This window comes from Wolbachia endosymbiont (group A) of Sturmia bella, assembly GCF_964030905.1.
GTDB lineage: Bacteria > Pseudomonadota > Alphaproteobacteria > Rickettsiales > Anaplasmataceae > Wolbachia > Wolbachia pipientis.
Genome location: NZ_OZ034988.1, coordinates 841,483 through 854,753, shown reverse-complemented (window position 1 = coordinate 854,753; position 13,271 = coordinate 841,483). Strand labels below are relative to the sequence as shown.

At 35.3% G+C, this 13,271-nt stretch carries 8 protein-coding genes and 1 pseudogene; 5 read left to right on the top strand and 4 right to left on the bottom strand.

Annotated elements, in window-relative coordinates:
* Positions 1–47: 47 nt before the first annotated feature.
* Positions 48–1,134 (top strand): annotated as a pseudogene (locus ACQH3L_RS03940) (IS3 family transposase).
* 136 nt (positions 1,135–1,270) lie between these two features.
* On the opposite strand, the gene prfB reads toward ACQH3L_RS03940, so the two are convergent.
* A protein-coding gene (gene prfB / locus ACQH3L_RS03935) for a peptide chain release factor 2 (RefSeq protein ID WP_425384633.1) occupies positions 1,271–2,375 on the bottom strand; the annotation gives its coding sequence in 2 pieces (ribosomal slippage) (positions 1,271–2,299 and positions 2,301–2,375; 1,104 coding nt in all).
* A 153-nt stretch (positions 2,376–2,528) separates the two neighbouring features.
* Between prfB and mgtE the strand changes: the two genes are divergently transcribed.
* A complete protein-coding gene (gene mgtE / locus ACQH3L_RS03930) occupies positions 2,529–3,899 on the top strand; it encodes a magnesium transporter (RefSeq protein ID WP_006280192.1) in 1,371 nt (456 codons plus the stop codon).
* A 255-nt stretch (positions 3,900–4,154) separates the two neighbouring features.
* Here the strand turns inward: mgtE and ACQH3L_RS03925 are convergent, their stop codons facing one another.
* Positions 4,155–5,618, bottom strand: a complete 1,464-nt coding sequence (locus tag ACQH3L_RS03925) for a TrkH family potassium uptake protein (RefSeq protein ID WP_425384632.1) — start codon at positions 5,616–5,618, stop codon at positions 4,155–4,157.
* A 281-nt stretch (positions 5,619–5,899) separates the two neighbouring features.
* Here ACQH3L_RS03925 and ACQH3L_RS03920 point away from each other — a divergent pair, with 281 nt between their 5' ends.
* Positions 5,900–6,832 carry a hypothetical protein gene (locus ACQH3L_RS03920; RefSeq protein WP_425384631.1) on the top strand — a complete coding sequence of 311 codons (933 nt, stop codon included), beginning with the start codon at positions 5,900–5,902 and terminating at the stop codon, positions 6,830–6,832.
* A 72-nt stretch (positions 6,833–6,904) separates the two neighbouring features.
* Here the strand turns inward: ACQH3L_RS03920 and ACQH3L_RS03915 are convergent, their stop codons facing one another.
* Positions 6,905–7,921 (bottom strand): substrate-binding domain-containing protein, encoded by a 1,017-nt coding sequence (locus tag ACQH3L_RS03915; RefSeq protein WP_070356802.1) that lies wholly within the window; start codon positions 7,919–7,921, stop codon positions 6,905–6,907.
* A gap of 141 nt (positions 7,922–8,062) precedes the next feature.
* Here ACQH3L_RS03915 and dcd point away from each other — a divergent pair, with 141 nt between their 5' ends.
* A complete protein-coding gene (gene dcd, locus ACQH3L_RS03910; RefSeq protein ID WP_006280485.1) occupies positions 8,063–8,620 on the top strand; it encodes a dCTP deaminase in 558 nt (185 codons plus the stop codon).
* Here the strand turns inward: dcd and ACQH3L_RS03905 are convergent, their stop codons facing one another.
* Positions 8,621–9,631, bottom strand: coding sequence for a hypothetical protein (locus ACQH3L_RS03905; RefSeq protein WP_425384630.1), 1,011 nt, complete (start codon positions 9,629–9,631; stop codon positions 8,621–8,623).
* Between the two features lie 281 nt (positions 9,632–9,912).
* On the opposite strand from ACQH3L_RS03905, the gene ACQH3L_RS03900 reads away from it, so the two are divergent.
* Positions 9,913–13,248, top strand: a complete 3,336-nt coding sequence (locus ACQH3L_RS03900; RefSeq protein ID WP_425384629.1) for a glycoside hydrolase/phage tail family protein — start codon at positions 9,913–9,915, stop codon at positions 13,246–13,248.
* Positions 13,249–13,271 lie beyond the last annotated feature (23 nt).

The window sequence follows — 13,271 nt, the reverse complement described above, 5'->3', positions numbered from 1 at the left end:
AAAGAAAAGAGTTTTTTTGGGTAAAATAAAATTTTGGAGGATTAGAAATGGTAAGAGAATATACAGCAGAATTCAAATTGGAAGCTGTTAAACTGGCAAATGAACAAAGAAAGGCAGGTCAAACAATTACAAAAACAGCAAAGGATTTAGGAATAAAGGGTGGTTTATTAGGAAAATGGATAAAGAAACACAACGAAAAAAAGTCGGCAGCAGATGCATTTCCAGGTAGAGGTAACATGGCTCCTTACGACAAAGAGAGGTTTGATTTACAAAGCAAGAGTAACAAGGGAAAGAGACATTTAAAAAAAAGCCCTGGCCAGTCAAAAAGAGTAAAATATTTTTTTATATAGTAACTGCTATAAAGTACAGGAATTATGTAGGATTTTCTGCTAGTGGCTACTATAAGTGGACCACAAGAAAAATAAGCAGTAGAGAATCAGCAAATAAAGAGCTACTCGCAGCTATTCAAAAAATATATCAAGTTTCTAAATGTAGATATGGAGCTCCTAAAATTCATGCTGAATTGAAGGCTTTGGGTAAAAGTTGCAATTTGAAAACGGTGCAAAGTATTATGCAGAAAAATGACATCAGGGCTATACTGAGAAGAAAGTTTAAAATTAAAAAACAACAAACAGATAATAGAGCTGTAGCTCCCAATATACTAGATCAAAACTTTATTGTTGATCAACCAAATAAAGTATGGGATTACTTACATCAAAACCAAGGAGGGATGGCTATATTTGGCAGCAATAATTCTCACGTATGGTAGTTAATGAGTAGTGCAATAAATAAACAATTGGTTATGAACTCTTTATTAATGGCCATTAATAGGCGTAAACCTGTTAAAAATCTACTGCTGCACAGTGACCAAGGTTCACAATATACTGCGCAAGGGTATCAATATCTCTTAGCTGTAAAGAATATAGATGAGTAATAAAGGCTGTTGTTACGACAATTCTGTTGCAGAAAGCTTCTTTAGCTCATTGAAAAGAGAAATACTTATTGATACTTCACAACACTCTGCTCAACAAACTAGAACTGCAATATTTGAATACATAGAAATTTTTTATAACAAACAACGTCACTATTAACTATTGCATTCCAGAACAATTTGATGCATCATTCTTTTTGTAAAAAACATTCCACACTTTCTCTCCACTTTTTCTGGGTAAGGTCACTTTTCCACTGATCATATTTAATCGCCATAACTTTACTCCTACTTTAACAATATTTTAATTATCATATATTATGGCAAGAAAGTCAACCCTACCTAATTTTGCTTAGTAAGCACACTAACTATGAAACAATCTATATTACCATCAAAAACAGAATTTATATTGCCCACTTCATGTCCGGTTCTTAAATCCTTCACCATTTGATATGGATGCATAACGTACGATCTGATCTGATTGCCCCAGCCTATATCGCATTTTTTACCATATTCTTCAGCCATTTTCTGTTCTTTTTTTTCCAGTTCAATTTGGTATAAACGTCCTTTAAGTAATTTTAACGCCTCATCTTTATTTCTGTGTTGAGAACGACCATTTTGGCATTGAACTACAACACCAGTTGGAATATGCGTAATGCGTACCGCACTTTCAGTCTTGTTCACATGCTGACCGCCTGCTCCGGAAGCACGATAGGTGTCGATCTTTAGATCCTTTTCATCCACAGCAATATCAATTGAATCTTCTATCACTGGAGTTACTCCTACACTTGCAAAACTGGTATGACGTTTACCATTTGCATCAAATGGCGATATTCTAACCAGCCTGTGAATTCCACTTTCACTTTTTGCCCACCCATAAGCTTTTTCTCCAACGATTTTTATCATTGCAGACTTTATACCAACTGACTCTCCTTCTAATTTTTCTACAACTTCAACTTTAGAGTTGTGATAAATTTCTGCCCACCTTATATACATGCGCATCAGCATTTCAGCCCAATCATTGCTCTCGGTTCCGCCAGCTCCTGAGTGGATTTCTAAAAAGCAGTTATTATTATCTGCTTCACCAGTAAATAAGGACTCTGTTTCTTTATACTTGATTAATTTCTCTAGCTTAGCTAATTCATTTTCAACTTCAGAGAAAAATTCTTCATCATTTTCATCAATAGCAGACTTCATTAAGCTGATGGCATCGTTGTAATCGCTTTCCAGCTTTAAAAACGACTCTACGTCATTCTTAATTTTAGAACGTTCTTTTAAAACTTCTTGTGCTTTTTGGTTATCTTGCCATAGGTCATCATTCGACGCTTGGGAGTCAAGCTCTTCAAGACGCAACTTTAATTTTTCTATGTCAAAGACACCTCCTGATAAGAGAAATACTTTTATTTAAGCTTTGAAAGTGTTCAAGAATTTCTGGATAAGTTTTCATTATACTTTAGATTTTAATATATTTACTATCAATAACAATAACAGTAAACAAAATAGAAATTTAACCATATGATAGTTAATTTAAATAATTTCATTATACTTTAATGTTTAAGGAAATCAAGCGCGTATATTTATTAAAAAACAAGGTAAAGTAATGAATATTGAAATAAGTTCCCATTATGGTTTAGACAAAAAGGCTATTGATGACTTAATAGAGTCACTTGATAACGAGGAGCTAGAGAATGTTCGTAATATTGTAAAAACGATAGACAGTGTTCAGTTAGCTTATTTTTTATCTACTTCGATCAGTGATCACAGGGAGAAATTAGTTAATATCCTCGATCAACATTTGTTAAGTGATGCCCTAGTGCATGTAGTGCCAGATTTACAAATAGAGATCATAGAAACATTGGGAATAGAAAATACAGCAAAGTTACTAATGCTCCTTGATGTAGAAGATATAGTAACCATAGTGAAAGATTTAGATAGAAAGTCTGTAGAAAATATACTTTACTATTTGCCCAGCAAAACTCAGAAATCGGTAGAGGAGTTGCTATCATATCCAGAAGAAAGTGCAGGAAGGTTAATACATAAAGATATGGTTATAGCTCCATATTATTGGACAATAAATCAACTGACAGAATTTGTGTGCAACTATAAAAAAATACCAGAAAAATTTCACCAGATATTCATTATCAACTCAAAATTAGAGCCTATAGGCAGTGTTAATTTAAATAAGGTAATATCTCACTCAGGAGACACAATAATAAAAGAGATAATGGATCATGACATAAAAATCATTAAAACTGGAATAGACCAAGAGGAAGTAGCAAGAATATTTAAAGATTACTCTCTATTATCGGCTCCGGTAGTAAATAAGAATGGTAAAATTATTGGTGTGATCTTAATTGAAGATGTGATAAAAGTTGTTCAACAAGAAACAGAAGAGGATGTACTCAAAATAAGCGGTGTATCTTCTAAAGCCGATATAAATGCCCCTATACATAAAACTATAATTAAAAGGCTACCTTGGTTACTGTTTAACCTCTTAGCTGCAACAATGTGTTCCATAGTAGTTGGCTTTTTCGATGATGTAATAAAAAGTTTTATAGTGCTGCCAATAATCATGCCGATAATTGCATCAATGAGCGGAAATGCAGGATCCCAAACAGTAACGCTAACCATCCGGGCAATCGCAACAAAATATCTAACTGAGCAAAATGCAAAAAGAATACTGATGAAAGAATTTTTAATAGGTCTTATAAACGGGGTGATCTTATCTACTATTTCATTAGTAGTGTTAGCAATAAGGTTTCACAACTTCAAAGTGGAGATGATTTTTGTGGTCTCCATGATTATGATGTCAATTATTGCAACGTTCATCGGAACTTTCATTCCTATAATGCTTCATCGCTTAAAGTCTGACCCTGCCGTTTCTTCTTCAATCCTAACATCGGCAACAACTGATATTCTCTCAGCTTTTATATTTCTTGGTTTAGCTACGATCTTTTTATTAAATAGCTAATACTATCTATAGCTATACCGCCGCGAACCGTCATGCCGCGATTCATTCGCGGTATCTCTTAGCATAGATCCCGCTAACAAGTAGTGGGATGACGAGAAAGGGGCTACTTGGATGACATTCTTCTTGGTGTGCCCAAATCACAATGTTCGTACATCTGTGGATTTATTCGCGGTATAGATATCGCTAACGAGTAGCGGAATGACGGTTTTTCAAATTGTCGTAAGTCAGTTTAGCTATAATATCAAGTTTCACCAACTATTTCTCTCTATTAAATAAGAATAAATTACCTATACAAAAATAGATTGGCAATATTTTAAGTCTGCCAAGCAGCATTAAAAACGATAGAAATAATTTTACTTCATTACTGAAAGAAGAATAGTTACCTGAAGGACCTATTAAGTTGCTGAACCCTGGACCAGAGTTTGTAAGCGTTGCAGAGACTGAACTGACGCTAGTTATAAAGTCTGCATTGCTTAAGTAAGACATCACTATTGATGAAATGGTAAACGTTAACATGAAAATTGCAAAAAATATAAAGACAGAGTGAATTTCATCATTCTCCAGGGTTTTTCCATTGAATTTTACTCCATTGTCTGCATCAGGGTTTAATAAAAGGTAAAAGTAATTTCTTATAGACCTTAAAAGAACAATCAAGCGGAAGATTTTGACACCACCACTTGAAGAACCACTACATCCACCAACAAAGGTGAGAAAAAAAGCTAAGACTGAAATGAAACTCCAATCTATATGATTACAGATTGCATAACCAGTTGACGTAATCAAGGAAGTGATGGTAAATGTGCTGCATCTAAATGATAATGACACTCCTAAATCAACATTTTTATACAACCAAAAACAAGCAAATAAAGATGAGATAGTAGCTATCTTAACAAAGTAAGAGACCTGTTCATCATAGCAAATGTCTAACCGTCTTATAATTTTTAAATAGCTAAGAAAAGGCAGAGAACCCAAAATCATAAAAATGATCGTTATGACTTCTAACATAGGGTTATTATAGTGCCCTATAGAATCGTTATAGTTAGCAAATCCACCAGTTGATACAGAGGACATTCCGTGGCATATTGCATCAAACAGTGGCATACCAGCTAGATAATAGGAAAATATACATAACAAAATTAAGCCATAATATATTGCCGTAACATGAATCACTACGCTTCGCGTATTCGGCAACTTCCTTTTGGTAGCATCTGAATACTCAGAATAAAGTAAATTATTTAGGCTGAGAACCTTAAACATAGGAAAAACTGCAATTCCTAAAGTGATTACACCAAAACCCCCCCCCATGCCATGTAGCATTGCTCTCCATAGCAGTATTCCTGGAGATTGTTTTTCAATATCATTAAATATAGTTGCTCCTGTGGTTGTGATGCCAGATATCGTTTCAAACAATGCATCAACATAGCTCAGATTATCAAAATAGAAAGGAATAGCTGCAAACAGAGACAAGGCAATCCAGGTGCAACTAGTAATCGCAAAAATTGCTGGCATTCCATGCAATCTACTTAATTTACCGAGTAAAATAAAAATTGCGCCAGATGTGCAGGTAATTATGAATCCAGCGAGGAAATTTTTCCATTTGTAGCTGAGACATTTATTAGTAATAGCAGGAATAAGCATTGCTAAGCTAAACAGCAATAGGAATATTCCCACAATAAATACAATTGAACGCAAATTTTGTAAACGTTGATGATTTTTCATAGAATTACTTCCTCGCTATACAAAGCCATAAAAGCTACTCTAACGTCAAGCATTTTGTTGGCCTTTATTAACAGTTATTAACAATATACTTGATTTACTTGTAAATATGTGTGATAATTAAATTTTTATTAGAGGTAAGATATGGTTGAATTAACTGATATACAAAAAAAAATTCGAGCTTCATTAATTATAGCAATTAGCAATTAGCAATTAGCAATAACTACCCTCAAAAGGTCCAGGGCATATTCGACAATAATGAATGTGATAATATACAAGCAGTTTTGAACCACGAGGGGATTGGGGCTGGTTACAAAGATAATTTTTTAGATTTTGCTATTATTGGTCTTGACGCTGGAGTTAAAGTTCAAGGAGAAATTGGAGAAAACGTAGAGATCATTAAACAAATTTGGAAAGTTGCTAATCAGAAAACTCGTGATTTTGTGTGTTGTCGTGCAATAGAGAGTTTTCGAGGATTTGGCCTTTATAACATACCTGCTCTTAAAACAGTTATTCAAGAAATAGAAGAGCACAAGAGGGTAATGGATCTTGATATGGCACTAAGGCGTGCAATAAGAAGTCTTAATGTTGATCAAGTTAAAACAGCACTAGAGAATTGCGGTGAAGATGTAGAAAGTGTTTTGACGCGAAATGTATATTGGAGTGATGCTACTGATATTGATTGCTTGTTAATTTATCCTCTGATGGTTGACTATGAAAGAAATCTTGGCAAAGAAGAATTTGAAAAGATAAAAGAGATCACTAAACTTCTTTGGGATAAAGCTTCCCCTGATGTTCGTAACTTCTGGCTTGAAGACCACATGGTTAATAGAGAAGGTCAAAATACAGAAGATAACTATATAATAGGTTCTCTTGAAAAGCAACAAAAAGAGTATGCTAATGTAGCTGGTGAGGGATGGCTTGAAGACTTTATTCAAGAAGTTAAGGGTTATAAAAAGGACAGAGAAATAAAGCTTAATGAATACAAAGGGAAGATCGCTCTAGGCGTTGTTGGACTATGTGTAGTTGGTGCTATTGCAGCCTATGTGCTGGCATATCCTGTAGTTGCATTAGTTTTAGAAGTTTCAGCAGTTTCAGCATTGGCTGTACTAGCTTATATTGGAGGAGTTTGTGAGAAATCAGAAAGTCCAAATACGAAAAGTTTGAACCCGGTTGTTTCTGGGTGTTGCAACAACGCAGAACTGCCTAATCAGTAATCCATTGTCATCCCAGCGCGCCGCGCTGGGTCTGACTACGCTAGAACAAAGAATATAAAAGAAACGTTGCCGTCACGTTATATCATAAACCTTTGCTGAAGCTTTCTTTATATCTTCACTTGAAAGTGGAATTAGACCAAGCCTAGATAGGTACCCATCTTCAATGCCGATCGAATCTATAATTTCTTTTACGAATTCTCTTAATCCATCAACAGTATCCAAGTGTTCCCTCTTTATGTAAAGGTATAGAGGTCTTGCTAATATATATTTTCCCGATGATATATTTTCGTAAGTTGGCTCAATTCCTGCAATTGTGCTCCCTTGTATTTTATCTTGATTCCTCATTAAAAAGCTGAAACTAAATATCCCTAAGGCGTTCTTGTTACTTTTCAATTTTTGTATTATTATATTTTCATTAATTCCAACTTCTATATACCTTCCGTCATCCCTTATATTACCACATGCTTTCTTTCTTTCTTCCTGATCTTTATAATTCTCTTTGAAAATTCTCGAGTTCATGCATGAATATTGATCAAGCATAATAGAATTAACCAAAGTTTCGTATGTACCTGTATTTTGATGTGGACCATAAATTTCAATTTCTGTTTTTGGTAAGGCTTGATTGACATTAGACCAAAACTTCTTATTATTTTTTACTAATTTATCATTTTCTTGAGAATATGCAGATAAAGTTTCAAATAAGTCCTTCTTTGTGAAATCAAATCTATGGCTTTGATTTGAATTTGCAATGACAACTCCATCATAGCCAATGATGATTTCTATCACTTCATTAATTTTATTCCTTTTACATAGTTCTCTTTCTACTTCCTTCATAGGGCGAGATGAAGTGGTGATGTCTGGAGTGTCTTCCCCTATTCCTGAGCAAAACATTTTGAATCCTGATCCACTTCCTATCGATTCCACAACTGGAGTCTTAAAGGAGAATACACGGTTGAACTCTTCGGCTATAAACGAGATAAAAGGAAAAACAGTTGAAGATCCAACAATTCTGATGTATTTCCTGGCATCAGCATTTGATAGCGGCGTGAATAATACGAATACAAAAATCAGGAGAAAGTTTCTAAGCATTATTTTTAGTTAAGAACATAAATCTAATTATTGTAATAAAAAATCAAACTGAAAAGCTTTAATTGCATGACAAAAGCTACAGTTTACATTTAAATTTTATTTTATATTATTGTAAGTATTACACAACTTTAAGGGGCAATTATGGCAGTTATGCCAGATAAATGGATAAGAGAAAAAGCTGAAAATTTTGGAATGATAGAACCTTTTGTGAACCACAAAAGCAGCAAAGGTGTTATATCTTTCGGACTATCATCTTATGGTTACGATGCAAGAGTGGATAATAAATTTAAAATTTTTACTAACGTTAATTCAGCCATCGTGGACCCTAAAAATTTTTCTGAGAATAGTTTCATAGATAAGGAAACAGACGTATGTATAATTCCACCAAATAGCTTTGTGCTTGCAAGTACAGTGGAATATTTTCGTATACCAAGGAATGTACTGGTCATTTGTGTTGGTAAATCAACTTACGCAAGATGTGGAATTATAGTAAACGTTACTCCCTTAGAACCTGGATGGGAAGGTCATGTCACACTCGAATTCTCAAACACCACTCCACTTCCTGCGAAAATTTACGCTAATGAAGGCGCATGCCAATTCGTATTTTTAAGCGGCGAAAGTGAATGCGAGAAATCATATGATGATATGAAAGGAAAATATATGAATCAGCATGGTATTACTTTGCCGCTGGTGAAATAATTACTGCTTTCGTTGTGAGCTACCAAACTGCTCTATAGACAATATTCCACTATCACCAGATAGCAAAGTTCGCGCTGATTCACTTTGCTTAAGATGTTTAATTGCTTGCTTTTTGTCAGTTCCAGTGCGCATACTGCAGCCAAGTTGGAAATCTATTCCATTTTCAACAATGTTACATGAAAACCCCATAGCAGTAGCGAAACCTTCTTGTTTATTAGTAGCATTTCCGGTAACAATACCACAAGCAGTGAAGTTACGATCATTTCCAACTGTTCGCACCATCATTCCACCATCTCGTATACCATCATTATTTATATCCTTTGCTATAACAGTCTGGTCTACAAATCGCGTATTACCCACTTCTCGAGATATTACTTCTACAGTCGGTTGATTATGTAGTTGACCATTACTTACTAATGCTTGATTATATGCTGAATGGTGTTGTTCTGAATTACTTTGACTATTACTCCTTAGTTCATTTTGCTCGTGCTCTTCATTATTTTGATGTTGGTCAGTTCCTGATATGCTAGCTTCTTTTTCAACACGCTCATTGTATTCTTTATCATTACTTATCTCAACTTTATTTACTGGTTGACCTTGACTGTTTTCTATGTCTTTTTGACTAAACATGTCTTTATTAATGTAATAAAAAATAAGACCAGGTATCAGTGAAATTATTAGATTTAATACAATGCACGGAATTAAAACCACGGTAGCAGCTATATAGATTAGAGAGCTAACTATAAACTTTATTACTTTAGATAATTTAGAATCATCTTTTTGAACATTAACAGCATTCAAAAAAAGCATAGTTAAGCTAAGAGATAATGCTGTTATAGCAGTAGGCACGATGATTGGAACAAGTAAAAAAGCATTGATTAATTTTTTTCCAGAACTAGTTGGTTTAGTGCTATTATTCAGTGATGTAAGATAGTTTTGACCAACATTAGTAATCCATTTTGTACCAGACAAGACTCTTTTACTATTTTCTTCCGACATTTCAAATTTCATTGGCACCCCCAGATTATAATGCTAAATTGTACTAAAAATTAATATAAAATCAACATAAATTTTTCACTTCCGCACTTTTTCATTGTTGCTTACAATAACTATAGCTACACGATTTACTTGTGTGCTTTTCTTAATTAAAAGCTTCAACTATCCATTGTAAGCTGCTGAATTTCTTATCATAGTATCTGTCATCCCAGTACCACTTTCTTGTCATCCAAGTAGCGTGACACTTGGATCTTCTCTCAACAATTTCAAAAAAATCTATCAAAAGGAGGATTACCATGTCTACAATAATTTTATCATCAATTTTTGGTCAAGCAGGCAGCATTTTTGGTCCAATTGGCCGGATTATCGGCTCAGAACTCGGTGCTCTTCTTGGTGCACAGCTAGATGGGGCAATGTTCGGCCTTGATGCCGAGCAAAAAGTAACGCATGGTGCGAGACTAAAAAATCTGCAAGTTCAAACCTCAACCTACGGCAGAACGATTCCAATTATCTATGGCACTGCTCGTGTTGCAGGGAACATTATTTGGTCACAGCCAATAAAAGAAGAGGCGATAACCACCAAAAGCAAAATTGGAAGAGGTATGAACGTTACATATAATTACTACGCAACGCTTGCAATTGCGATCTGCAAGGGGAAAGTAGAAAAATTAAACAGAATCTGGGCAGATACAACATCACTTAGCTTTGATGAAATAGATTATACTTTTTACAGCGGCAGAGAAGACCAAAATCCTGATCCATTTATGTCATCAATTGAAGGAGAGGGGAATGTGCCGGCTTATAGGGGAATATCTTACATAGTCATCAAGAATTTTCCTTTAGCAGACTATAACAATCGCGTCCCGATATTTACATTTGAAGTGCGAACTGCATTAAAGCCCGTTGGGTTTTCAATAGCGGAAAATATTCGGAATATCAATATCATACCAGGTTCAGGTGAGTTTGTATATGATACAAAAATACAGAAGAAAATCGCGCAAGAGAAAATAAGCAGCAACCAATATATCCCATATGGGCTGGCGCAAAGGGTAAATCACAACAACCACACTAAAAAGAGCGATGCAATGCTTTCTTTGGATCAATTAAAAGAAGATTTGCCAAATGTTGAGTTGGTGTCGGTGGTAGTCAATTGGTTTGTGAATGATCTGAACATTAAAGATTGTAAAATATATCCTGCAGTTGAATTTCAAGATGATTCCGCAATATTACCTGATGATTGGCAAGTAGGGAGTGTAACCAGAGATAATGCTCAGCTAATTTCAAAAGATGCGAGTGGAAACCCAAGGTATGGTGGCACAGTTAGTGATGCAGCGTTGATAAGATATATAGAAGAGCTACACAGCAGAGGCTACAAGGTGATGCTCTATCCAATGCCCTTACTTGACACAAAGAACAAAGAGTGGCGAGGAAAATTGAGCGGGACCCCTGGGGATATAAGTGATTTTTTTGAGAATCAATATAACAAATTTATAGAGCATTATGCAAGCATTGCCAAACAAACTAAAGTGGAAGGGTTTATCATCGGATCTGAATTTGCGCAACTTACCAAAATCAGGGATGAACAAGGGAATTACCCTGCCGTTATAGAGCTAGTTAAGCTTGCAAAGCGAATAAAACTTCAGCTTGGAAAAGAAGTAACGGTAACTTACGCTGCTGATTGGAGTGAATACCATTCATATGATGGTTGGTATAATATGGATGAGCTTTGGTCTTCAGAGTACATCGACGTTATTGGCATAGATGCTTATTTTCCACTGACTGATGGTCCAGAGCCTCCTTTTGGTTATTCTGCGGAAGATGTAATGGGTGGTTGGAGCAGTGGAGTGGGGTATGATTATTTCTATGATTACTCAAAGAGTGAACCTGAAAAAGTAAAGTATAACGACAGCAGGTATGCGTGGAAAAATATAGAGAAATGGTGGAGTGAAACTCACATAAACCCCAGTGGTAGTAAAACGAAATGGCAACCAAAAATGAAAAAAATATGGTTTACTGAGTATGGATTTCCCAGTATGAACGGCTGCACTAATGAGCCAAATGTGTTTGTTGATAAAGGCAGCATAGAGAGCAAATATCCACGATATTCAAACGGAGAGGTGAGCTTTCTTTCGCAAAAAATTGCAATTGAAGGAACGCTAAAGAAGTGGCAAAGCTCGGAAATGGTAGAAAAAATGTTTCTCTGGGCATGGGATGCAAGGCCATTTCCTTATTTCCCCAATTTGTGTGATATGTGGACTGACTGCCATAATTGGCAGACAGGACATTGGATTCAGGGAAAGCTTTCACAGCTTAATATTTCCGATGTTTTATCGGATCTATTACAAAAAGCAGGTTTAAAAAGCGATCAGTTCGATACGAGTGATGTTAAAGGATTATTGTCTGGATATGTAATAAATGACCAGCAATCGGTACGTTCAATTATTAAAATGCTGCAAAGTTGCTATTTTTTTGATGTGGTTGAACAGGACTCTAAACTGAAATTTGTCCAAAAGGGCAGGGGAGTTACGACTGAAATACCAATTGGTGAAACGGTTTTCAGTAACAATTCAAAACTTGCTAATATCAGTCAATTAGATTTAAACAATAAAGTTAACGTCGTTTATTTTAATCGCAATTTTGGCTATCCAATTGATGTTAAATATGCTGAGTTGCCAAAGCAAGGCGCTGCTATAACAGTTGAAATACCGCTCATTATGGAGGAGGGAGAGGCGCAAAATATCGCTGAGGTTTTACTTTATTCTTCGTGGCAAGAGAGAAATATATACAATTTCAAGCTACCGATAAAATATGCGTGGCTTGTGCCAAGTGATGTAATAACGATTTTAGACAGTGAGAAAAAACATACGGTGAGAATTATAAAAACGAAATTTGAAAGCATGTCCATTCAAGTAATTGGCGTTGGTTATGATCACTCTATATATAAGCTTTCTTTTCCTTCAACAAGGTCACTTATGCTGAAGGAATACCCTCCTTCTCATATCAGCAAAACCATCGTAGAAATGATAGATTTACCGGATATTAAAGGTAATAGTGCAAGCTTTACTTTAATTAGTGAGGAAAAGAATTGGAAAGGAGCAACACTCTTTATTTCGTACAACGATAAGGATTATAAGCCTATCGCAAACACAAACAAGCAGTCTACTTACGGATATGTAATGGAATCTACCGACGAGGGGCTTATAGTAGTGTTACGTTTTGGTGTATTGAGTTCTTCATATAACCATTATTTAAGTGATGGTGTCATTCCAGCGCTTGACCATATTTCTCCTGGATCCCAGTGTCTGGGCACTGGGATGACAGAAGAGGGTTTTACAAGCACTAATGTTAGTACTATAAATGTAAGCAATTTAGCACTGGTTGGAAAAGAGATAGTAAAATTTCAGAGTGCCGAACTTATAGATAAAAATAAATATAAGCTTAGCAACCTAATTAGAGGGCAAGAGGGCACCAAAGAGTATCAGCACACCGCAGGTGAAAAATTTACTCTGCTTGATGATTCAGTAATATCTTTCGAAGTGCAAAGGGGAAAAAAGTTTTACCTAAAAGCAGTGACTTACGGTGACTCGCTGGAAAATACGGAAGTGAAAGTGATAAATTCATTTAGTAATTGAAATTTAATAAAGTAAGTGCTAGA